Origin of the sequence: Micromonospora sp. WMMD712, from assembly GCF_029581295.1 — a bacterium.
GTDB classification, from domain to species: Bacteria; Actinomycetota; Actinomycetes; order Mycobacteriales; family Micromonosporaceae; genus Micromonospora; species Micromonospora carbonacea.
Genome location: NZ_CP120743.1, coordinates 5253800 through 5277422, shown reverse-complemented (window position 1 = coordinate 5277422; position 23623 = coordinate 5253800). Strand labels below are relative to the sequence as shown.

Here is a 23623-nt window from a genome sequence, read left to right as displayed (position 1 = left end):
TCGCCGAGCGGTTCGATACCGAACCCGGGCACCTGCCGACTCTGACGCGGTGGGGTCGCGACGGAGAGGCAGCTGCCTCCTCCCAGTGCAATCCTCCGAGGCGATGTCGAACAGAGCCGACAACCGATCTCGACATCCCACCGGACACATCGATCTTGCTCCGGTACTCCAGTCGGCGGTGCTTGAACGAGGCGGTCACGCATCCGCGGCCTGCCTACGCGCCGGCGCGGCCGCGGCCCTGTGATCGCACCGGACCGAGAGCGTCATGGGATGCGCGCCTTCCGGGCGCGGGTAGTTCATATCGACTTAGTTCTATCAGGTGCCGGAATTTATCGAAGCGCGGAAGCCGACAGGGTGACAGGGTGAAGGGCGGGACCATGTCGCTGACCGACAGCATCGGTGATGACCTGCTGATGTGACCCCCTGAGACCGGGCACCTCCTGACTTGGCACCCTGCCGAGGAGGAGGAAACCGCTGTGGCTCGACAGAGCAAGCACCCCGAGGAGTTCCGCTGCCAGGCTGCGGCGCTGGTGCCCGACTCCGGTCGCACTATTCGGGATGTGGGCCGGGAGTTGGGCGTTAACCACGAGACGCTGCGCAACTGGGTCGACCGGCTGCGGCAGGAACGCGACGGCGGCCGGGCCAGCGACCCGGCCGCTGACGAGCGGGCCGAACTGATTCGCTTGCGGCGGCAGATCGCCCAGCTGGAAACGGAGCGGTGAGCCGGACCGACGCGTACGGTTCACCGACGCGGAGAAGACCGCCCACCCGGTCCGTCTGCCCTGCCGGCTCCTCGGCGTCCCCACAGCGCCTTCTACGACTGGCTGCGACAGGGACGCCGTCGTGCCCACGAGCGGGAACGCCACGACCGCCAGCGCGTCGAAATCACCCAGCAAGCATGGTCAGAGCACCGCGGCGTCTACGGAGCCCGACGGCTCACGGCCGTACGTACGCATGGCGTCCGGCTCGACATCGACGTCGAGCGCGTATCCCGCCATGCCGGGAAGGGCTTCCACGTCCAGCCCCGGCGGTGGGTCGTGGAACGGACCTTCGGCTGGCTGTTGCAGCACCGACGGCTCGTCCGTGAATACGAGACCCTTCCTCAACGAACCCAGGCAGTGATTCATTGGGCTAGGACTAACACAAGAGCCTCTACCTCACCGGAGAATCCACCCCGACCTGGCGGAACGAAACCACCTAATCGGACTAACCTCGCCAGGCTGGATCAGACGCCCTCTTGGGGAGCAGCCGGTCACCGTTGTGCACCCGGACGGCGGCTTGGCCGGCGAGTGCGTCGCGGACGTTGACCGCGATGACCTGGCCCAGCTCGGTAGCGACCCGGTCAGCCGGCCACCAGCCGACCTCCGAGCTGGTCTCGGTCGACGCCGGCTCACCATCCACGATGTGTGCCCGGAACACGAGCGCCACCGTGCCGGACCCTACGTCCTGATACACCCCAGTCAGTCGTTCTGGCTCCACCACCACGCCGGTCTCCTCTTCTACCAAGCGGCGTATGCCGGTCGGGATCGGCTCATCGACGCCCAGGACGCCGCCGGGCACTTTCCAGAGACCGGTGTCCCGGCGCCGCGCGACGAGGACCCAGCCGCGATCGTTCGTAACGACAGCGGTGACGGCGATCGTGTGACGGCCCGGCTTGAGCGGTGCCGGGACTCGGATCGGGCGTTCCCTTGTCCGCAGCTGTTCGACGAGCGTGCGGAACTCGTCCCGTGCGGCATCGCGGTCGCCACCTTCAAGCAAGATGTCGGCTAGCTCGTCCACCGGCCAGGTGACGAGTGCGCCCTGCCGGGCGAAGTACAGCCCCACGGAGCGGAGCTGGTATGAGTCGGCTTTGTCGAGCCAGGCCGAGGTGAGCAGCTTCCACACCCAGAGACGGGACGTTGCAGTTTTGTTGGTGGCGATGGCGGTGTGGACGTCGATCAGGGTCCCTCCGGCGGGGCCGGTGATGACCAAGTCGTTGCCGGTCCAGTGGTGGAGGAAGGTGGGGCCGGCATATCCGAGAGGCTGACCCGGTGGCGGGTCGCCGGCCAGCCGACGCAGCTCGGCGAGCGCTCCGGACTCGTCAAGCCGCCGGGTCAGCGCGACCAGTTCGTCGGTCGTCGCGTCGTCTATGGCTGCGGTGTGCAGCTGCTCCACGGTGGGTACGCCGTTCCGGAAGAGCCGGAACAACGGCTCGTCGAGGTAATCGTTTCGGTAGGCATAAGCGAATGCAGCCAGCAAGGAGCACAGGCGGGACAGTCCCTTTTCCGAGCCGAGCCGACCGGGTGACGCGTGTGCGGCGAAGTATGCGCGCATCCGGTCGAAGAGATCGGCCAGCATCGGCTCGGCCTGATAGTTCTCATGGTAGTACGGGTCTGGTACGAATGCCGAGCCGGGGCCAACGTCCGTCCAGCCGTCCGTGACGGGACGGAGATCCAATGCCCTGCGCCGCTCGGTCGGTGACAATTCGGCGTGGGTCGGGTATCGGGCAGCCTGGCAGTGCGCCCAGTCCCTGCTCACCAGACCGGTGCTCACCAGGCCGAGCAATGCAGCGTAGGGCGGTGCCGCTTGGACCAGCACGGCCATTCGAATACTGAATGCCCGGTTGACGTGTGACCAGTGACGTTTCTCGACCCCGTCCGCCGGCCGTACGGCGTCCCGGTTACGGGTCTCCGCAGAGATCCGGCCAGCAACTTCCTTCGAACCGGTGAACCGTTCGACGCACCACGCGCCCAACTCGCCGCGGTACAGGTGCGATATCAGCGACACCCGCCAACCTTATCGACGGGTGATCCGAGTAAACAACCGGACGAACGCTCCTGCCACCAACGTTCACGTGTTTGGATCAGGTTGCCCTTGGAGCAGCGGGTTGGCCCAGCAGTGTCTGTGTGCGCCGACGATGAGGGAGCGTTCACGGCCTTGGGCAGCGAAGGCCTCGGGGCCGGCGACTGTCGGCGTTGCCCACTCAGACATAGGCTGACCCATTCTTCGTAAGCAGAAACAAGATCATCAGGGGCGTCGAGGGGGTCAGCCGGAGTCGATCATTCGAGGACTCCCATGATCCTGGCCCTACGTGCCGTGCAATCCCGCTGAGACCCGCCTGCCGCCGGAAGGCTGGACGCCCAGCACCAGCCCGACAGGGCAAGGGTGCCGCCATAGCATCCAAAACCGATTCAATATGCCCGATATGACTTAATATTCACTATTTTTCTCTAGCGCGTCAAGAGTTATGTGAAATGAGAGTTGACGGACCGCCGAAGACAACGCTCCCAGTGCGGTTACACGCCGGCCCTGATCGACAGAAGAGCCGGAAGCCCCGAAGGGTGACAGCAATCCCGCGTGGTGCAGAATCGGCGGGTGCTGATGGTGCCCGAACCGATCTCTCCCTCCACCAAGAGCGCTGCCGAGGTCGCCCTCTACCGGGGGTTGAAGCTGCTCGATGCCGGTTGGAGCGTGGCCCTGCACAGCCTCAACCTGCCCGAACATTCCTGGAAGCGGGTCAGCGAGGTTGACTTCGTGGTGATCGGTCCACGGGGCGTCTATGCACTTGAGGTGAAGGGCGGTCATATCGGCTGCACGAACGGGGTCTGGACCCACCGCGACCGATTCGGAGCTGAACGGCGCCGCCGCGAGAGCCCCTTTGCGCAGGCCAACGATGCGATGTTCGTCCTGCAGCGGCGGTTGGAAGACATCGTGGGTCATCAGACCATGCGGCATGTGCCGATCGGCTACGCCGTCGTCGCGCCCGATTGCAACCTGTCGTCCCAGGTCTCGGTCGAATGGGACGAGGAGATGCTGATCGATCGCAGGCAGCTCGATCGTCCGGACGGGCTGCAGCGCGGCCTCGGGCGGCTGGCTGCATACTGGCGCGCGAAACCCGGGGCGCGCGACAGGACACTCGACGAGTCGTTGATCAATACGATTGTGCAGGCCCTGCGTCCTACCTTCGATACGGTGCCGACCCTGCGACAGATCGCGTCGGCTGCGGAGGCCGACCTGGTGGCACTCACCACCAACCAGTACCGAACACTGGACGCCTATGCGCGCAACCCGCGCACTCTGGTCGAGGGGGGCGCCGGAACCGGCAAGACGATGCTGGCCGCCGAACTCTGCCGTCGTGCGGCCGCGGCCGGGCTACGTGTGCTGTTCACCTGCCGCAGTCAGGTGGTGGCCGGATTTGTCCGCCATCAGGCGGGAATGCAGGCGGTGCAGGTGGCGGCTATCGCCAACCTGCCAGAAACCGGTGCCAAGCTTGTTGACGTGATCGTCGTCGATGAAGCGCAGGACATCGTCAACTTCACCGACCTGTCCCGGCTGGAGAAACTTCTGGTCGGCGGTCTGGCTGACGGCTCATGGCATCTGTTCCTCGACAGCAACAACCAGCGAGGGCTTGTCGGTTCCTGTGACGACGAAGCTCTCTCCTACCTGCGCTCCCTGCGGCCCACCGAACTCGTGCTGCGGGACAACTGCCGCAACACCCGGCAGATCGTGGCCGCGACCCGCCGCGCCACCGGAGCGGACACAGGCGTCTCATCAGCCGGCGACGGCCCCCAGGTGACCGTGGTCGTGGACCCGGATCCAACCCGGCAGGTCGCTGCGGTCGTCGCCGAGCTCGACCGGCTGGACGAAAACGGGATCCCGGCCACGGACATCACCTTGCTGTCCCCGCTTCCATTGCAGGATTCGCTGTTCTCGCGACTGCCGGCGCGGTGGCGGAGTCGTATCGACGTCCTCGATCTCAGCAACCTCCGACGCCCGTCCCGGGGGCGGGTTGCCTTCGCCAGAGTCGGGGACTTCAAGGGACTGGAGAGCCGGTTCGTCCTTCTAGGTGATGTCGACAGGGCAGTACCGGAGCGCACTCGCAGTCTCTACGTCGGCATGACCAGGGCCAGGGTCGGGCTGTGGATTGTGATCGGCGAACAGCCCGGCGGATCGGAGATCGACCTGTGAGTTCCAGGCCATCGACCAGGGACAGGGCGCAGGTCCTCGCCTACCTGCACCAACAACTCATCGGCCCTTGGGGCGGTGAGGGTGAGGTCTTGGGTGAACGCCCCGACCGCCGTTACCTCAGCGGTATTCTCTTCCCCCGGGAGGCTCCCCTGGATGCTGACACGGGCGACGACATCGTGGACGACGTGCCCGTCTCCGGGTCGGTCGACGAGCCGGACGAGGACCCCGTCGCGCTCGCCGGTCAGCTACTACCGGCCTCCGTCGGACTCAGTTTCGTCACGTCCGCTTGGGCGCCACTACGCATCGAGATGGAGGCCGCCCGCTACGAACGCGAGGGCCGGCACCAGTGGCGGCGCCGGCCCTGCACCGTCAACGGCGAGCAGGCGATCGTGGCACCACCGCCCGGCACTGCCGGTCGTACGTGTCACGAGGTCCCCGGCGGCGACGCCCACATCATCATCGTCTGGCGCTTGTTCGGTGAAGGCGCGCTCGTGACGGTGTCACTTGTCAACAGCCGCACGCTATCGCCGGGTGGGCGGGTAGAGCCCTCCGACTGCCTGTTGCAGGTGAAGTTGCGCTGTAGCCCGGTTGACGGAGCCATCACGCCGTACCCTTCGGCCCTGCGACTGCACGTCGATCCTGAGGAAGAGGAACTCGCCCTCCTCTACCGCGATGTCCCCGTTTTCGCGCTGGGCCACGGGGCCGCCGCGACCTGGCAGGCCTGCGGTGCCCGGGCAACCGTCGTCGAGACCACCTACCTGCCCCACCATGTCGTACCCGAGGTCTCCTTCGACCTACCCCGTCAAGGGCGTCACACCGATGCAGCCAGGGAAAATGTGCTGCGCCTCTCCCGGCTGGCCGACATCGAGACGGCCACCGACGACATCATCGCCCAGCTCGATGGCTTCGTCGACGGCTACGACGACTGGGCCGGGAACCTGTGGAAGGTGCGGGACTCCATTGAACCGGCACGCCGGGACGCCGCGGACCGGCTCTGCAGCCGTGTCGACGAAGCACGGGAACGGCTACGCGACGGCGTACGGCTGCTCGAAAAAGATGCCACCGCCCGCCGGGCCTTCGCCCTGGCGAACTCCGCGATGCTCATGCAGATGATCCATATCGGGCCGCCGTTCGCCGCCACCGCCCGGGCCTGGAACGAACCGGTTCCGCCGCGACCCGACTACACAGACTCCGACCGACGCTGGCGCCCGTTCCAACTGGCCTTCCTTCTGCTCACACTGCGGTCGGTCGTTGAGCCCGACCACGAGCATCGCGACCTCGTCGACCTGATCTGGTTCCCGACCGGCGGCGGGAAGACCGAGGCGTACCTCGGACTCGTCGCCTTCACCGTCATGCACCGTCGACTCACCCGGGGCGACGCCGGCGCAGGCACCACGGTGATCACCCGCTACACCCTGCGGCTACTGACCGCCCAGCAGTTCCAACGCGCCGCGACCTTGATCTGCGCGTGTGAGCTAATCCGCCAGAGCCGACCGGACGAACTGGGCTCCCGCCCGGTCTCCATCGGTATCTGGGTCGGAGGCAGCAACAGCCCCAACACCTTCGCAGACGCAGCCGAACTGCTTGACAGAATCCAGAACGGGGAGCAGACGACCGTCAGCTTCCAGGTGGACCGGTGCCCGTGGTGCGGCACCGCTGTCATGCCCTCCGGCGACGCACCCCCCCAGGCGTGGGGCATCCGGGCAGACAACAACAGCTTCCGCATCCACTGCCCCAACGCCGGATGTGACTTCCACACATCGCTGCCGGTCTCCTCCGTCGATGAGGCGCTCTACGCCGATCCGCCCACCCTGCTCGTCGCCACTGTCGACAAGTTCGCACAATTCACCCGTGCACCCCGCGCCGGCGTGTTCCTCGGCGCCGGTGCCGATCCGGGCCCGTCCCTGATCATCCAAGACGAGTTCCACCTCATCTCCGGACCGCTCGGCACAATTGTCGGTCTCTACGAGGCCGCGTTCGACGTCACCATGTCCGCCCACGGCGCGCGGCCGAAGATCGTCGCATCGACCGCCACGATCCGGCGGGCCGACGCCCAGTCACGCGGCGTCTTCGGCCGCCCCATCGCATTGTTTCCGCCGTCCGGACTCGACGCAAAGGACTCGTATTTTGTCAGAACGGACGACAGGAAACCGGGGCGCCTCTACGCCGGCATCATGCCCCAAGGCCACACCCCACTCACCGGGATGGTCCACCTGTCCGCAGCCATGCTCAATGCACCGGTCCAGCTCCCACTCGGACCCGATGCGGCGGATGCCTACTGGACGTTGATCGCATACCACAACAGTCTGCGTGAACTCGGTAAAACCGTCACCCTGGCCCACGATGACATCCCCGCCCGGCTGGGTGTCATCGCCCCAGCCGAGGACGACAGGCGCACGCTTGACGACGCCAGCATCATGGAGCTGACCAGCAACGTCCCGGCCGCGGAGATACCGCGGTACCTGCAGCGACTGTTCATTCCCCGCGGCAGGGCCGGCGCCGTGTCGTTCGTACCCAGCACCAACATGATCTCGGTCGGTGTCGACGTTCCACGCCTCGGCCTGATGCTCGTCGTCGGTCAGCCCAAGAGCACCGCCGAGTACATCCAGGCCACCAGTCGGGTCGGCCGCCGCCAGCCAGGGCTGGTCTTGACTCTCTACTCCCCGTCGAAGCCCCGTGACCGCTCCCACTACGAGTCCTTCGTGCCCTACCACACCTCTCTCTACCGGGCCGTCGAGCCGACCTCGGTCACCCCGTTCTCTGTCCCGGCCCGCAGCAGGGCGCTGCATGCAGGCCTGGTGATCCTCGCGCGTCACGCACACACATGGCGTCACGACAACGATGCCGCCCAGTTCAACCCTGACGATGACGCCTGGCGCTCCCTGGTCGACGCCTTCATGACCCGGGCCGGTGTCGCCGACAACGACGAGCGGGACGATGTCGTCCGACACCTCCAGCAGTTGCAGGACGAGTGGGCCGGCCTCGTCGACCGCAGCCACCCCCAAGGGGGACTCACCTACAGCAGCGGAGGACGTGAACGTGTCCAACTGCTGCGGAAGTTCGGCAAGCCCGGTCCCGGCTGGCCGGTTCTCGATTCCATGCGCAACGTCGACACCGAGATCAGGCTACGCGTACGGGGGGAGAACCGGTGACCGGACGCAGATTACGGCGGATGCAGACGCTCACCCCGTTCGGGGTCGGTGCCATCGTCGACATGCTCGGCGAATCCTTCGTCGCCGAGGACATCACACGCTGGCAGGGCCGTGTGGAAACCATTCCGGCTGCCCTGATCGCCGCCCACTTCGGTGTCGAGGAGCTGCGGCTCCCACCCGACAGCCTGCCCTACTACCGCTTCCCCCAGTGGCTCTTCTGCGGCACGTGCCGGTCCATGATCCGGTGGAGCTTCCGCCTTGAACGGCCGGGTAAGGCCCCCCGCTGCAGCAACTGCAAGCGCGCGCCCCAGCTTGTCCCGATGCGGTTCGTGGCCGTCTGCGGCAACGGCCACCTCGACGACGTGCCTTGGGCATCGTGGGCCCATTCCGGAGCGCGGAGGGGGCGGGAGCAGCGTCAGTGCGGCAGACCGGAGCTGAGGTTCATCCATGTCAACACCGTCGGCGGAGGCCTCGAGTCACTGAGTGTGGAGTGCACCACCTGCCGCGCGGGGAGGGACCTTGCCCACCTCACCTCCCCGCTGGCACTGACCCAAATCAACGTCTCGTGCCGTGGCCGGCAACCCTGGCAGAGCGACAAGGAGTCCGTGACCTGCGATCAACCACCGGTGGTCCTGCAACGGGGGGCATCCAGCGTCTACTTCCCGGACACCGGATCAGCTATCGACCTGCCCCCGGAGTCCGATTGGGCCACCTGGAGTGACGACGCCGCCCGCGTCGAACAGAACCCCTACTTCCGCCTCCTGCTCAACAAGCCAGACAGCGACCTGTTCGAAGCAATGATCGAAACCATCGCGAAGGAGGCCGAGGTTACCAAGGCGCAGGTACGTGCCATCCTCGACGACCGTCTCGGAGTAACAAGCACACAGGCCGATTCCCCCGATGAACTCGCCGAGAGGGAATGGCTTGCACTGACAAATCCGCGTACCGGCCACGATCACCGCGACCGGTTCATCACCCGCCGCGCACCCTTTCCCGCAGAATCGGGACACGGAGGTCTCCAACCGGTTGTCGACCAACTCGCCCGTCGGATCACCGACGTCATCATGGTGGACCGACTCCGAGAAATCCGCGTACTGCGAGGCTTCCGCCGGCATACCCTGGACAACCGCATCCCATCTGACCTAGGCAGACGCAGCGGAAGACTCCCCGCTGTCGAGATCTTCGGCGAAGGGGTGTTCCTCCGCTTCGACGAGGACACCCTGCATCGATGGGAGTACAGGAAACCGGTACTTCACCGCGCCGCGGAACTGCGCCGACGATTGGCCGGCAGCATGCATGCTCGATGGATCGAAGTCGAACCGACGCCCAGATTCGTACTGCTGCACACCATCGGTCATCTGCTACTGCGCCAGCTCGCCTTCGATGCCGGCTACCCGTCCTCCTCACTGCGCGAACGGATCTACGCCAGCCTCCCCGACGCCAAGATACCCATGGCCGGAGTCCTTATCTACACCGCAGCAGGCGACATCGAAGGCACACTCGGCGGCCTCGCCCGTTCCGGACAGGCCGACCGGATGGCCCTCACCCTCACCTCCGCCCTCGCCGCCGCCCAGTGGTGCTCACTGGATCCGGTGTGCTCTGAGTCCACCGCTCAGGGCCCCGACGGGCTGTCCATGGCAGCCTGCCACGCCTGCACCCTCGCGGCCGAAACCAGCTGCACAACGGGGAACCTCCTGCTTGACCGTAACCTCGTCGTACACGAGGAGTACGGCTACATGCGCGATCCCCTTGCCGAACTGATTGCCGTCAGGGCAGGCACAACGTGATTCTCCAGGTGCCCGGCCTGCCGGAGCTGAGCGCCTGCCAGCGGAAGGCGGTATCGCTGCCGTTCGAGGGCTCGTCTCTCGTCACCGGCGGACCCGGCACCGGCAAGACGATCACCGCCATCCGCCGTACGGCCGTACTGCACCGGTCCGGCAGACCAACCACCATGCTCATGTACAGCCGGGTCCTCTCCGCCTACACGCATACTGCTGTCGCGCGCCTCGGTGCCGCCAACATCGTCACCACGTATCACAAGTGGTTCCACGAATTCTGGCGGGCCTGCTACCACAAGAACCCGCCAGCCGTCGACCGCTGGCAGATCGACTGGATGGCATGCCTCGCTCAGGTCCTCGAACACCCACCAGCAAGGCAGGAGCCGCGCTACGTCGTTATCGACGAGGGGCAGGATCTGCCAAGTGAGTTTTATCTGGTCCTGCGCGCAGCCCCGACGTACCTGACCGTCTTCGCCGATGACAACCAGCGCATTACCACCAACCAGAGCACCATCCAGGAGATCATCAACCGGGCCGGCATCACGTCGGTGGTCGCACTTCCGACGAACAACCGCAACACCCGACCGATCGCCGAACTCGCCATGCACCTCCGACCGACCGCAGCCACCGACACGAACGCCCTCACCGACGGCCCTTCGCCGCGACTTGTCCATCATGGGCAGTGCACGGATGCCGCCGAGTACATCGCCCGCCACGAGCGGGACCACCCAGACGAGACGATCGGCGTGATCCTCCACCTGTCCCACGACCTCAAACGCTTCCACCGTCTACTCGACGGCCGAACCGTCAACCCCGTCCAGGGCTACCTCAGCATCCACCGGAACGGTCCACTCGCCGACCCTTCCTTCAGCGGACCGGGCATTAAACTAATCACTGCCAAGAGCGCTAAGGGACTGGAGTTCGACTCCGTCTTCCTGCCCGAACTGCAGTCCGTTTCTGCCGATCCGACAACTGATGACACACGAATGCAGATGTATGTCCTGGTCACCAGGGCCCGCCGCAACCTGACGCTCATGTACACCGGAAACGGGGAGCCCGCAGTCGTTTCAGCGATACCCAGGCATCTGCTGAACATCTCGCCTCCGACCTGATAGCCCGGTCGGCCACAACAAACTGAGCCTGGGCGCGTCCTGCGATTCCGCCAGGGTCAACCCGACCGGTAACGGGACAGTTGGGATCTCTGCCTCTTGACCCTCGTGGGAGGTGGCGCTTCTTGATCGGGACGGGGCCCAGTGCCGTGGCACCAGCGCCGGCTCGGCGAGGGCATTCACAAAGAAGGCCAGCGCCGCCAACTCGGTGATGGACCGGCAAAACCGCGCCCATTGGGCAGACGGGCGTGCCTGGCCCGGACGCTGCGGGGCAAGCTGAGAGGCGCGTCCAGGAAGCGACATCGCGGCAAGCAGGTGGATCTGGGGAGGTCAGACCGCCGGTGCAGCATCAATGACGACGTGGTTCGGCCTGCCGCTGTCCTTCGTTGTCCAGATCAAACGCTTGCTGCCTAGACCGGTGCTCAGTGGAGTGACGGCGCGGAACGCCATCGTGACCAGGCCGGGATCGATCCGGTCGCCGCGCGCTCCCGCTAATGTCTTCGGTTTCACCGAGGGGTACAGGGTAAGTACCGCTGTGCACGGTGCCGCCAGTGTGTCGGCGACCGGATCGGGCTGTGCGGTTTCAAGGCCTGCAATCCGTGCTGCGGCGTTGCGGTGGCGGCTTTCGCTGATGGCGCTGAGTGTCCCGGTGTCGCTACGCTTCCGTTCGAAGATGCTGAACGGCCCGTGTCCGAGGATCATGCGGCAGGTCGTGGGGTCCACCTGTTGGGGGAGCAGGACGACCCACTGTCGGAGCTGCGTAGGGGCCAGCGAGTTCAGCCAGGTGCGTTCCGGGACGAAGATCTCCTCGCGGAGCCACTGCAGGCCGTTGAGGATCGTCATCATCTCGTGGTGGGGCATCGTCACGTGGTGCGCCGGGTAGGAGGTTCTGCCCTTGCTCACTCTGAGAGTGACCGGGTCGGCTGCTGCGGCGGCGGCCAGGACCGGCTCCCAGAGCCTGAGGTTGTGCAGGGCCTGCTTTCCTTTCTCCGGGTGTGCGACCGGTTCCATGGGCTCTCCCGGCGTGCTCCGTGAGACAAGGCGTGCGTTCCACATCTTGTTTCGGCCGGTCGGTCGCAGGTCAGGGCGGTGCTGTTCGACCAGCGGAGGGACGCGGCTGGGTGTCAGACGCGACTCGGGATCGGTCTCAGTGGAGTACTTGCGGAGGTCATCCCGCAGGGATTGCTCGTCCTCGCAGGCGGCACCGAACAACGCGTGCAGGTCCTGGGTGGTGTAAAGGCGCACCAGGTCCCGGTAGCCGGTACGGAAGCCGAACCAGCGGCCCATCTGCATGAGCGTGTCGACCTGCTTCGTCGTTCGGCGGTAGTAGGTGACGGTGAGCCCTTCGACAGTGAAGCCACGTGCGAGCTTGTTGCCGCCGACGAGAATCCGCCAGACCCCGCGTTTGTCGAAGTCCAGATCCTCCTGGTGCTTCTCCAGGTCCGGGTCGCTGTTGACAATGATGACCGGAGTTCCATGGCGGTCGTTCGGCTGGATCAGTCCGACCGCGCCGGCGATGTCGTCGTGCAGTTCGTCGAAGCTGCCCGGCATAGCCGCCCCGGGTGCCTGTGCTGTGGTGACGGGAAGGACGTCGGTCTCGTACAGTTTCCTGATCCGCAGAAGACCTGTGGGGGTGTGGTAACCCGCGCGTGTCCAGAGCCTCTCGATGAGTTGCGCGGTCTCACGGTGGGACTCCTGGCCCATCGCCTCGTGTACGAGCATGGTGTGGTGGCGGTAGGTACCGGCACCGGTCCGTTTGCGGTACAGCTTGAGCGCGCCGGTGAGCACGTACATGTCCAGGGCGGCGAGCAGCTCGGGTTCCGTGGACTCGTCGCTGAGCCAGCGAACGTGGGCCCGTTCCTTCGACGTCTCCAGCGGCCGCTGTCCGACCGGGCGGTCGTCGTCGAAGTCGTGGAAGTCGTCGGCACCCATGTAGCCGAGGGGACGGGGCAGCGAGACGATGAAGTCCTTGGGGAAGATGTCCTCGACGTCGGACGGATCGATGAAGACGTTGGCGTACGGGGTGGCGGTGTAGCCGACGTACTGGGCGCGGGGCAGCATCGTCAGGAGCTGGGCGATGAGCCGGTTGATCGCCGTGCGTTTCTTGCTGTCCTCCTTCCACTTGGCCGGGCTGGTGGTGTTGACGGACGCCTGGTCGGACTCGTCGTCGATGATGAGTACGGGGATCTCGCCGAGCCGCGCGCTGACCTTCTTCAGGTCGGCGACGAGGTTGGTGAGGACGGAGGCGTTCTTCTTCGCCACGACCAGGCGGGCGTCGCTGGTGTAGAGGTTGGCGGGGTGGAAGAACTCCTTGGTGGAATCGTGCCTTTTGAACCGTAGCGCCGAGATGCCCTGTTTGAGGCGCTGGTAGTCGCCCGCGTAGTTGCTGAGCCGTTCGATGTCGGGGTGCCCGGAGTCGGACGGTCTGCCACCGTGGTTGATGAACTTGTGGCGTTTCCAGTCGTCGTCGTAGCGGTACTCGTGTGCGGTGGGATCGTGGTCCGGTTCGATGTTCTCGCGACCGCACAGTTCCATGTCGAGTCGTCGCTGGGTCTGGGCTCTGAGCATGTTGGTGGTGCCGGTCAGGACGATGACCATCCGGTAGCCGGCGTCGATGGCCTTGGCGATCACGCCGGTGAAGTTGGCGGTCTTCCCGCTCTGCACGTATCCGACGACGAGGCCCTTGGCCTGGTAGGCGACTTTGCGGGTGGGGTCGGAGATGCGCCGGACGACTTCTTCCGTGGCTTCGTCGATGCCGGCGACGGCGGTCGGGTCCCAGCCGTTGGCCAGCAGGTTGGCGCTGTAGTGGGCCCAGTAGAAGTCACGTTCGGTGCGCCGCTGCGGGGTGCGCCATTCCTCGAAGTGTTCGGCGATGACGATGGGGGCGTCGGTCGCGGCCCAGGGGATGATCTCGGAGAGGAGCTCCTCGGTGGCCCGGTCGAGGCCGAGTGCGCGGCAGGCGGCGGCCCGCCGCTCGGCCGTGTGGGGCGCGGTACCGGCGGCCCACGGTCCGTCGTCCGTGTGGTCCCAGGACGACAGCTGGTAGGCGAGGCGTTGGCGTAGGGCGTCGTCCGGACCGGCGTTCTGCAGATGCGCGAGTAGTGCGGCTCCGTCGGCCAGCGAGGTGTCCCTGGCGAAGAGCGCCGCGAACTGGTGCAACGGGCCGGGGCCGGCGGTCTTCATGCCGTCGAGGGCGGAGCTGTAGCCGGTGGTGACGGTGTCGCTCATCGCAGCTCCTGTTGTCCGGCGGTGAGGGCGGTGCGCAGCAGGTCCGGCGGGTTGTCCTCGGTCCGGCCGGTGAGGTCGGTGCGGTAGCGGACGTCGGTGACCCGGGCGAGGTCTGTCTGGGGTTGCAGCATGGCCGGTGTGATGCGGGGGAAACCGGCGTCGACGATGAAGGTCGCCGGTGGTGTCCTGAGCCGCCATCGGGTGCCGCAGGAGGTGGTGTGGCGGTCCGCCCAGCCTGCGGCGTGGAGCAGGTCGTCGAACCGGATCCGGTCGGCTCCGGCGTTCAGCAGGGCGCGGCTCCGACCGATGAGTTCCGGCAGGGTGGCACCGTCGTGGCCCGCGACGGTGACCTGGACGGAGACCAGCCACAGTGGCCGTGCGCCGGTCGGTACGAGTTGGGTGAGTGATTCGATGGTGTGCCGGCGCTGTTCGTAGGTGGTGGTCTTGACCTCCACGTCGTAGCCGGGGAAGCCGAAGTCGTGTTCCTCCGACAGGGCCCCGCGCCACGCCTGCAGTGCCACTGCCGGTCCCGCGGTCAGGGCGACGCCGTTGAACAGGCAGAGCTCGCCGAGCATGCCGGTCTCGGTGGAACGCCGGAGGGTGGCTTCGGGCTGGAGGAGGTGGCCCAGCTGGCGGAGGGTGTCGCGGACCGCGGAGGTCATCGGCTGGTGGCCGAGCTGGATCCGGTCGGCGACGGCCCGCAGCAGGGGGTAGGCGTCGAGGAAGACCCGGGGGTCCGTGATGACCAGCTCGATCATCCGTCGTCCACCATGGTGGACGGTGCGGACGGTGACATGTTCCAGACCGGTGGGTGCCGGTCGCTCCCCCGGGCGGGCCGGTCCGCGCAGGCCGACCCGGTCACCTGGAACGGTGAACAGCACCAGCCGGGGCTCACCGGGTACCGGGTGGTCCATCGGCGCCGTGTGACGCAGATGTCCGGCGAAGGTCTCGGTACTGAGATGGCGCTCGCCGGACGTGCTCACCTGCGCTCCTCGTAGGCGGCGCGTTCTGCGCGGGCGGCGGTGGTGAGCAGGTCCTGCCAGAGTTCGATGTTGTCCTTGTCCCTGGGGCCGAGGTGGGCTCCCTGGAACGTGTTCTCGGCGAGCAGGTACAGCAGCGTCTTGAGCACCGGCAGGTCGTTGAGGCCTCCGCGTCGGCCGCCGAGCAGCGCGGCCCGGTAGTTCCTGTTCAGCCAGAGGGTGTTCGCCTCCCGGTCGACCTCGATGAACTGGTTGTCCGGCAGTGCCTTCCACAGGATGTTGACGGGTTCATCGGTGAGTTGCGGCAGCTCGTCGCGGATTTCGCGGGTGACCTTCGGGTGCAGGCCGCGGCCGGGCGGGACGACCGGCCGACGTCGGGCGGTGGTGCGCTGGTTCGTGCTCGTCCAGACGGCTTCGGCGGCCTGCAGGTAGGTGGTGATGTCGGTGCCGTCGTCGGCGCGGGCGCGGGCGACGGTGCCGGCGAACCGTGGGCCGGCTGTCACCCGGGTCTTCTCCGGGTTCATGGTGAACAGTCCGGGGGTGTCGCCGTCGATGTCGATCTCCACGCGGGCGAGCTGGAGCCTGCGGTCCGCGGCGTGCACGCCCTCCCATCCGCCGGCGTGCAGGAGCCGGTCGTGGCGGTACACGTAGAGGCCCTGGCGCTGCTCCGCACCGCCGGGGAGCCGGTACTGCGGCAGGCTCGACCGGCCGGGCCAGATGTGGCAGCGCAGGACGACGGGGTTGCCGTCGAGGTCGGCCCGCAGCTCCTTGGGCCAGCCGGGTGGTGTCCCGGGGTAGGCGAAGGGGTCCAGGGCGTTGACGGTGCTGGCGATGCCGGCACCGAGTCGGGTGTCCTCGACGTCGATGCTGATGCGGATGTTCCTCCGCGTGATGATGCGGTGGAAGGTGAGGCCGAGGTGTCCCTGCAGGTGGGAGATAGTCCGGGTGAGGAACTCCTCGATCTGGGCCGGGTCGTCGGTCGAGGGGAATCCGGCCACGTCGTCCCAGCGCACGACGGTTCCGCTGGGCGTGGTGGGCACCGGCCAGTTGCGGTCGAGTTCCGCGGCGGCGAAGTCGCTGGTGACGATGTCGCACCGGTAGTCGCGGCGGCTGCCGCTCAGCAACCACCGACGTCCGACGGGTGGGTGGCCCGCGGCGCGGGACATGACGGTGAGGCTGGCGGCCTGGCTGAAGGACGCGGCCTTGAGGCCGACGCCGAACCGTCCGAGGTCGGTGCCGGAGTAGTCCCGCCGTCCACCTACCGTCATCGCGGCGTCGATGATGTCGGGTCTGATGCCGGTGCCGTTGTCGACGACGTAGAGACCGACGAGCCCGGTGCGGTGCCGGATGAAGCGGATCCGGATGCGGTCGGCGTCAGCGTCGATGGAGTTGTCGACGAGGTCGGCGAGAGCGGTCTCGAGGGAGTGGTTGCGGCCGAGGGCGTCGAGGGCACGCGGGTCCGGTGGGAGTTCGGTCGTTCCCACGACGGGTACGTCCCGGGTCCACACGGACATGGTGGCGTCCCCTCTCGGTTGTCGTCGTGGATCAGAATCCGGCGACGGGCCGGAAGCCACGCCGGCGCGCGCGGCGCATGAGCGGTACCGCGGCGAGGACGTCCCTGCCGGCGGGTGTCCACCGCTCGCGCAGCGCCTCGGCGACGTTGGCGGCGGTGCGCTGCCCGGCTCCGTCGAGTGTGCCGGTGGAGCGCCCCCAGTCGACCAGGTCCGACCAGTCCTGCGCGGTGGTCCCCTGGATGAGCTGCAGGTCCTCGGCGTAGGTGTCGACGTCGGCCAGCTCCGCCTCGAGCGCCGGTGAGGGTTGCCAGTCCAGGTCACGGACCGCGTCCCAGCACTCCGGCCGCTTCGCCCACTCCCCGACGTGGACGCGCCCGTCGGGTGGGGAGGTGATCACCTTCTGGGTGAGCACCGACACTTCGCCGATGGCCTCCCTCAGCGCCGGCGAAAGTTCCTGGTCGCGCCAGATCCTGTCGAGGTCGATACGGCCCCGGGTGGCGTGGACGAGGAACGCGATGGTGTACGCCACAATATTGATCTTGTATCCGCCGAAGTTCTGATCACGCACGATCCGGTCGGTGCGGCGGAACAGGATCGCCTTGGCGACGAGCCTGCGGCAGTAGGCCTTGTCCACGGTGACCGGCTCGTCCTTGAGGCGCCCCTGGAAGAGCACGAAGTTCTTCTCACCGCCGCGGCTGACCAGGTGCGGGTAGCGTGCCCACGCCTGCTCGAACCTCGCCAGGTCTGCCTTGTCGAACTTCTGGTCGGGCGGGTTCGACGCGCGGAAGGTGGCCCGTCGCGCCGGTGTCGTCTCCCTGGCGATGGCGTCGGCGTACTGGCCGCGGGCCCGTTCGTAGTACCAGTGGGTGTCCACGCGGTGCACCGGCCCGGGCGGAGCGAGGAGCGTCCGCATGATCCGCTCCACCTCGATGTGGAAGCCGCTGTTGGCGCGGAGATCGGATGCGGTGACCTTGTTCTGGGTGTTCGAGTACTGGGAGATGCGGGGAACGATCTCCTCGAGCCGGTCCGGGGAAACGACGGTGAGTTTCATCTGTACGTGCACGTCGTCGACCGGGATCCCGTTGCGGCGCGCGTGGTGGATCGAGGCGGTGGTCTGGCCGCCGTTGACGATCTGCAGGCCGTGGATCCGCCGGATGACGCTCTGGCCGCTGGTCCCCCGGTCCAGGTCCACCCGGGACGCCGTGGCCGCGATGCCGTTGTTGTAGGCGAGGAACCGGTCCGGTGTGGTCCGCAGCGTCTCCTGGATGCCCCGGTTGACCGCACCCTTCGTCTGCAGGAAGGACCGCACGTTGAGCTCGAGCAGCCGGCCGCCGTGCTCGGCGTACAACGCGGCCAGGTCCGCGCCGGGCACGATGGCCAGGAACACCGAGTAGTCCCCGGCCGTCGACGGGGCGGTCAGACACGGCAGGCCGTCAGGGAACTCGGCGATGATCGGTTCCGCCTGGGTCCCAGACACCGACCACGCGGCCAGGCGACGCAGGTCCCACAGTTCCCGGACGACCTTGCGGCCTTCGATCTCCGTCGTCATCGCGGGTTCCCGCACGACGCTCCGGGCGTTGGTGACGATGATGAAGCGGATCCGGTCAACCTGGTGGAACTTCTCCGCGACCGCCCGTTCCATACCGAGCACCTCGGAGGAGGGGTTCCTGCGTCGTGGGGTGCCCGGCACGGCCCTCAGCAGAAAGTTCTGCAGCCGCCGGGTCACCGCCTCCAGCTCAGGACGGTTGATCTTGTGTGCCTCGTCCGCCCGGGGGCTGTACACCGTCGCGAACAGATCCAGGCACCGGTCATCGGAGGAGAGCCCGTAACCGCTGATCTCCACCCCGTGGTCGCGGTACATGACCACAGTCGCGTCCTCGGTGTAGCCGTCCAGGCTGAACCGGTCCAGCATCATCCGCGCGAACGCCTCCGCCAGGTCGCAGCCGTCGGCGTCCGCCTGCGCCCGGACGTCCTCGATGAGGGTGTGCGCGAATGCGCTCACGTCCGCGTCAGGCATGATTCGACTCCAGCAGGGCGCACGCGACCGCCGTCACGGATAGGACCGCCAGGGGTGAAGATTCAGACATCGTGCAGTCTTCCGGGACGAGGGGCGGTTGCCGGGCGGGGCATGGGGGTGGTCGACACGAGTGGTAGGGCTCTTCAGCATATTCGTCCGACGGCTGAATCCGAGAAGCTCCGGATGCCGGTGTTACGGCGGCTTTCAACGTACCGGATCGTCCCTTACTACATAGGCCGGTGGTCGCCGCGCCGGTACCGGCACCGGTCCGACCCTGGTCGGGGCCGCGTCACCAGTGAATCCGCCGGTTGCGCCGCCGTGCCCGGATCCGGACCTTTGGCCCGTTCGGCTGACATCGATGTGCACGCAGATGCCACCGCCCACTGGGCGGTCGGCCGGTCACGACCGGCGCGGTGCCACCGGATCCGTCCGGACGGCCGGAAGGCACCTCACCCACGACGGAGGCCGCTTTGACAGCCACCGGTCGCCGACCGGCACCCCTCAACGCGCTGGTGTCGGCGCAGATGAGCCGGATGCCACGCTCCTCCACGCGCCCGGAACTCCTCATCCGTCGTGAACTGCACCGTCGCGGGATGCGCTACAGGGTCAACCACAAACCGCTGCCCGGCCGGCCCGACATCGCCTTCACCAGAGCGAAGATCGCCGTATTTATCGACGGATGCTTCTGGCATCTGTGCCCGTTGCACGGCACGGTCCCCAAGAACAACTCCGATTGGTGGACCGCCAAACTGCAGCGCAACGTTCAACGTGACCGCGAGAAGGACGACCAGCTCTCCGCGCTCGGCTGGACGGTGGCGCACTTCTGGGAACACGAGGACCCCGCGGAGGTCGCGGACAGCATCGAAGCACTCTGGCACCGGAGACGGGAGGCGCCGGAACGCGGTACAAGATCACCACGTGATGTGTGACATCCTGGTCCTGAAGCTGTCGTCGTACACCGGGGAGGAAACCGATGCCGGCCGGATCATGGTTCCAGGTGCCACCCTCGGCCGCGCGACTGACCGGTTCACTGCGCGACATCGGCTACGAGTTCCCCACCGCGGTGGCCGACATCGTCGACAACAGCATCGCCGCAGGAGCGACCCACGTCGACATCAGCGTCGAGTTCGACGGCCCCAACTCACGGGTCTTCATCACCGACGACGGTTCGGGCATGACGCCCAAAGGGCTCCTCGAAGCCCTCCGCTTCGGGTCACGGCGCGACTACTCGGATGGAGACCTCGGTCGGTACGGGCTCGGACTGAAGACCGCGTCGCTGTCGCAGTGCCGGTCCGTCACCGTGATCACCCGGAGCACGCCGAAGGTCTTCCGTACCCACGCCCGCGCCCTCGACCTCGACCTCGTAGAAGAATGGGACGAATGGGTCATCGCCGACCCGGGTTCCGAGCCCGACGTCGTCCGTGCCAGGAAGTGGCTCGCCGAGGGCACCGGCACGGTGGTGCTCTGGCGCAGTCTCGACAGGGTTCTCCCTGAGCGCCGGCCCGAAGGCGGCTGGGCGAAACGCCGCATCGAGACGCTCGCCACCCGCACCGCCGAACACCTCGGAATGGTGTTCCACCGCTTCATCGAAGGCACCGCCGGGGACCGGCAGGTCGTGATCTCCGTCAACGGGCAGAAGGTCCGCGCCTGGAACCCGTTCGCACCGGACGAAGCGGCCCGGCAGGAACTACCGCCCCAACGCTTCGAGGTCACACTCGGCAACGCCGGGGGCCACGTGACCCTGCGCCGCTACATCCTGCCCTCACGCGACGGCTTCAGCAGCCCGGGCGAGTTCGAACGGCACTCCGGACCTCTCAACTGGAACCGACAGCAGGGCCTGTACATCTACCGGGCGGACCGCCTCGTCCAGTGGGGCGGTTGGGGCGGCATCCGCGGCATCGATGAACATACGAAGCTCGCCCGAGCCTCCGTCGACTTCGGCACCGGCCTCGACTCCGCGTTCAACATCAACGTCGCCAAGATGCGGGTCGCGATCCCCGCCCAGCTCCGCCAGATGCTCGAAGCACCGATCAACGAGCTGTGCATCTACGCCAACGACGCCTACCGCAAGGCCCCCCGCACCACCGCGACGCGGCGGCCGGTCCCCGCCGGCCTCGGCGCCCCGCCCGAGGTCCGCGCCGCCACGCATGCCACCGCCACCGCCGGCCTCGCCCTGCGGGCCGCAGCTATGCAGGCCGGGGAATGGGCCGCCTGGCAACGCATCACCGCCGTACTGAGGGAACAGTCGCCGGACGCGCTGAAGGCCCTCGGTCTGGACACCTGAAGCCGTCCCGCAAAAGGACCGGACGACTGCCGGTCAGAAGAGCCGGAGGCTTCCGGCCTGGCTGCTGCGGCACACCTTCTGCAACGGACACGCGTCACACGTCGGCTCGACCGGCCGGCACAGTGTGTTGGCCAGCTCGATGAGACCTAGATGCGCCCTGCGGGCGTCGCTGTCATCACCGATCATGCGGGCCACCGCCAGCCGGCCGTCCGTGAGCCGGTTCCTCCGGTCGACCGGCTCACCGAGGTAACGGGCAGCCACCCGCAGCACACCCTTGGTGGAAAGCACCGGCTCCTCCGAATCGTCCTCGCCTGCACTGGGCACGACCAGGATCGCCAGGTCCGCCAACGCCTCGTGCACCCCGGGGATGTTGCGTACCACGGCGTCGTCATCGAGGACCGCCGGGTCGTCGGCCAGCCGCCCGGCCAGCTCGACGATCCGCCCCGCACGGACCTCCTTGCCCGTCCACCGCCCGATCTCGCTCAGCTCCGACTCCGCGAGCACCGTCGCCTGCGGGGACGTCCACCTCGCGATCAGCGGCCAGAGCGGACGTACGACGTCCACGGAGGCGCGGTCCAGCAGCATCTCCGCCTGGATAACCTGCCACCTCGTGGTCGCCCGCAGCCAGGGCAGGCCACGAACCTCAGCGCTGTCGAACCATCCGGCGAGCAACGCCGCGACCTCCCGCGTGGAGGTCTCCGCCGGCCGCGCGGCGGCGACGCTCCGGCGCACCGCGCCCGCCAGGTGCTCGGCGAACAGCGGTGGCACCGCGTTGCCGATCTGACGGAAGGCCGCCGACGGTGGTCCGGCGAACCTGAACCAGTCAGGGAAGGTCTGCAACCGGGCCGCCTCCCGCACGGTCAGCGTCCGTCCCTGCCGCGGATGGATGTACCAGTAGCCGTCCTTCGCGATGTGCGCGGTGATCGTCCGGGACAGGCCGTCCTCGTCAAGGCGCTTGTACTTGTCGTCGAAGATGTCGTCGCGGTACCGCCTCATCTCCTCAGGAAGGTCCGAGTAACGGGTGGTGGCGTCCATCAACTCGAACGCTCGGGCGTCGTCCTCACGGACAGGCCGGGTGATGTGATCGAACACCTTACGCCTGTCAGCGTCCGTCACATCGGCCCGCATGCTGCGCTGATACTCCGTCACCGGCTCCGCGTAATCGGTCCATCCCTCCGCACCGCCGTCAGGACGCCAGCCACCCTCCACCGGCGGAAGATCCCCGATCGCGTTCCACACGGTCACCCGCTCGAGCGCATGCGGCGGCCACTCGAACAGCGCCCCGTCGGCCAGGGCGACCACGATCAGGCGCTGCCGGAACTGCGGGACCCCGTACCGCCACGTGTCGACCACCTGAGCCTGAACGGCGTAGCCCATCGACTCCAGCTCATGGACCATCGTCCGGAAGATGAACATCTCCTTGTCCAAGGCCATGTCCGGAACGTTCTCCATCAGCACCGCCGGCGGCCTGGCGAGCCGGATCACCTCGATGAAAGACCGCCACAGGTCCCGACGCTCGTCGTACGGGTCACGCTCCGCATAGCGGACCCGGTGCCGGATCATCGACCGACCGGCCTTGGAGAACGGCTGGCAAGGAGGCCCACCGGCGAGCAGTTCGATCCGGCAGTCCCGCACGAGATCAGCAACCGTGCGGATCACCGCGGGATCGCCCAGGTCCCAGTTGACGCTAAGGCCCCCATGGTGGTGCCGGTGCGTCTCGACCGCCTCCGCATCGTGATCAACACTGAGCACGACCTCGTAGCCGGCCTTCTGCAGACCGAGACTCAACCCACCCGCACCGCTGAAGAGGTCAGCGGCCAGAGGTCTCCCTGCACGACGGACACCAGCGGCATAGGCAGGTAGATCGGCAGCGTCCTCGCAGCTGTCCGGATGCGGGGCCAGCCGCACGAACGGGCCCCTGACCAACTTCACGCCGTACCCTTCGCGCTTTCTGGGCTTGCGGCTGGGGGCATGGTCAACGGCGGTCACGGTCACGCACGCTACCGCCGCCGGGGTGCGCAAAGCCAGCGACGACACCGAGCCTGCCGGTCACTTGAGGTTCCGCACCGACCCTGCCGGCCGTTCGCAGGAGCGGCGTCAAGAGGCAGGCGGACAGCAAGGGCTCAATTGCCCCAGCGGCGTCGGGTGGGGATCTTCCCCCGCGCGCCGGGGACGTCCAATCGCTGGTTCTCCGTCTCCGCCGCGGGAAGACGTTCGTGTTGTCACGGCCCAGTGCCCGCACAACTGGCGCAGAGGTTCGTGACGGGGCCGGTCGAACCGCCGGCAAAGGTGGTACTCCCACTCGGGTGTTGTCGGCTCCCGCCTTCGGGTTCTCAGACTGGGCCGCTCGCCTCCGTACTTGCATTTGTGGCGTGTCTTTGCCTCTTCCTCGATGACTTCGTCGAGGACGGCTGTGGGGTTGGCCCGGCAGGCAGCTTCGGCGATGAGGAGTGTGCCGGCAGGAAAGATCATGGTGTCGCCGTCAACGTCGAACCGCTCGGCGCCGGCGAGGAGTTCCTCGGTCGGAACGCGGATCAGGGTGCACAGCTGGCCCATTCGGCCGGTCAACCGGAGTGGTGCCGGAGTCAGGCGGAGTCGGGCTACGGCTCGCAGG

The 23623-nt window shown here is 67.2% G+C and carries 13 protein-coding genes and 1 pseudogene; 8 read left to right on the top strand and 6 right to left on the bottom strand.

Annotated elements, in window-relative coordinates; translation table 11 throughout:
• Positions 1 to 476: 476 nt before the first annotated feature.
• Positions 477 to 722, top strand: coding sequence for a transposase (locus O7633_RS22960; protein ID WP_282323894.1), 246 nt, complete (start codon positions 477 to 479; stop codon positions 720 to 722).
• A gap of 243 nt (positions 723 to 965) precedes the next feature.
• Positions 966 to 1124: pseudogene (locus O7633_RS22955) on the top strand (transposase); the annotation flags it as partial.
• Between the two features lie 82 nt (positions 1125 to 1206).
• Here O7633_RS22955 and O7633_RS22950 read toward each other — a convergent pair.
• Positions 1207 to 2766 (bottom strand): NUDIX domain-containing protein, encoded by a 1560-nt coding sequence (locus O7633_RS22950; RefSeq protein ID WP_282323893.1) that lies wholly within the window; start codon positions 2764 to 2766, stop codon positions 1207 to 1209.
• Positions 2767 to 3360: 594 nt separating this feature from the next.
• Here O7633_RS22950 and O7633_RS22945 point away from each other — a divergent pair.
• The 4 genes from O7633_RS22945 (at position 3361) to O7633_RS22930 (ending at position 10989) form a co-directional block, all read left to right on the top strand.
• Entirely contained in the window at positions 3361 to 4947 is a 1587-nt protein-coding gene (locus O7633_RS22945; protein WP_282328622.1) for an NERD domain-containing protein/DEAD/DEAH box helicase, read from the top strand.
• 89 nt (positions 4948 to 5036) lie between these two features.
• Positions 5037 to 8099, top strand: coding sequence for a helicase-related protein (locus tag O7633_RS22940; protein ID WP_282323892.1), 3063 nt, complete (start codon positions 5037 to 5039; stop codon positions 8097 to 8099).
• Between the two features lie 20 nt (positions 8100 to 8119).
• The gene (locus O7633_RS22935) at positions 8120 to 9886 is read left to right on the top strand and encodes a DUF1998 domain-containing protein (protein ID WP_282323891.1); all 1767 of its coding nucleotides are present in this window, start codon (positions 8120 to 8122) and stop codon (positions 9884 to 9886) included.
• Positions 9883 to 10989, top strand: coding sequence for an AAA family ATPase (locus tag O7633_RS22930; RefSeq protein WP_282323890.1), 1107 nt, complete (start codon positions 9883 to 9885; stop codon positions 10987 to 10989). The genes O7633_RS22935 and O7633_RS22930 overlap by 4 nt, the downstream gene beginning before the upstream one ends.
• A 327-nt stretch (positions 10990 to 11316) precedes the next feature.
• Here O7633_RS22930 and O7633_RS22925 read toward each other — a convergent pair whose 3' ends face one another.
• The 4 genes from O7633_RS22925 to O7633_RS22910 all read right to left on the bottom strand — a co-directional run bounded on the left by O7633_RS22925 (position 11317) and on the right by O7633_RS22910 (position 18725).
• Entirely contained in the window at positions 11317 to 14214 is a 2898-nt protein-coding gene (locus O7633_RS22925) for a Z1 domain-containing protein (protein WP_282323889.1), read from the bottom strand.
• Entirely contained in the window at positions 14211 to 15128 is a 918-nt protein-coding gene (locus tag O7633_RS22920) for a PD-(D/E)XK motif protein (RefSeq protein WP_282323888.1), read from the bottom strand. Before O7633_RS22920 ends, O7633_RS22925 begins: the two co-directional genes overlap by 4 nt.
• Before the next feature lie 65 nt (positions 15129 to 15193).
• Positions 15194 to 16708: an ATP-binding protein gene (locus O7633_RS22915; protein ID WP_282323887.1), complete on the bottom strand. Its 1515-nt coding sequence runs from the start codon at positions 16706 to 16708 to the stop codon at positions 15194 to 15196.
• 31 nt (positions 16709 to 16739) lie between these two features.
• Positions 16740 to 18725 carry an AIPR family protein gene (locus O7633_RS22910; protein WP_282323886.1) on the bottom strand — a complete coding sequence of 662 codons (1986 nt, stop codon included), beginning with the start codon at positions 18723 to 18725 and terminating at the stop codon, positions 16740 to 16742.
• Between the two features lie 470 nt (positions 18726 to 19195).
• Between O7633_RS22910 and O7633_RS22905 the strand changes: the two genes are divergently transcribed.
• On the top strand, positions 19196 to 19654 hold the full coding sequence (locus O7633_RS22905) for a very short patch repair endonuclease (RefSeq protein WP_282323885.1): 459 nt from the start codon (positions 19196 to 19198) through the stop codon (positions 19652 to 19654).
• Positions 19655 to 19698: 44 nt separating this feature from the next.
• Complete coding sequence (locus tag O7633_RS22900) at positions 19699 to 21009, top strand: ATP-binding protein (protein ID WP_282323884.1); 1311 nt, start codon at positions 19699 to 19701, stop codon at positions 21007 to 21009.
• A gap of 33 nt (positions 21010 to 21042) precedes the next feature.
• Here the strand turns inward: O7633_RS22900 and dcm are convergent, their stop codons facing one another.
• Positions 21043 to 22998 carry a DNA cytosine methyltransferase gene (gene dcm / locus O7633_RS22895; RefSeq protein WP_282323883.1) on the bottom strand — a complete coding sequence of 652 codons (1956 nt, stop codon included), beginning with the start codon at positions 22996 to 22998 and terminating at the stop codon, positions 21043 to 21045.
• Between the last annotated feature and the right edge of the window lie 625 nt (positions 22999 to 23623).

What these genes read in the sequence shown, in the direction of transcription:
- O7633_RS22945 (WP_282328622.1), top strand. Translation starts at nt 3,361, where the DNA reads ATGGTGCCCGAACCGATCTCTCCCTCCACCAAGAGCGCTGCCGAGGTC.
- O7633_RS22935 (WP_282323891.1), top strand. Translation starts at nt 8,120, where the DNA reads ATGCAGACGCTCACCCCGTTCGGGGTCGGTGCCATCGTCGACATGCTC.
- O7633_RS22925 (WP_282323889.1), bottom strand. Translation starts at nt 14,214, where the DNA reads ATGAGCGACACCGTCACCACCGGCTACAGCTCCGCCCTCGACGGCATG.
- O7633_RS22920 (WP_282323888.1), bottom strand. Translation starts at nt 15,128, where the DNA reads ATGGACCACCCGGTACCCGGTGAGCCCCGGCTGGTGCTGTTCACCGTT.
- O7633_RS22915 (WP_282323887.1), bottom strand. Translation starts at nt 16,708, where the DNA reads ATGTCCGTGTGGACCCGGGACGTACCCGTCGTGGGAACGACCGAACTC.
- O7633_RS22910 (WP_282323886.1), bottom strand. Translation starts at nt 18,725, where the DNA reads ATGCCTGACGCGGACGTGAGCGCATTCGCGCACACCCTCATCGAGGAC.
- O7633_RS22900 (WP_282323884.1), top strand. Translation starts at nt 19,699, where the DNA reads ATGCCGGCCGGATCATGGTTCCAGGTGCCACCCTCGGCCGCGCGACTG.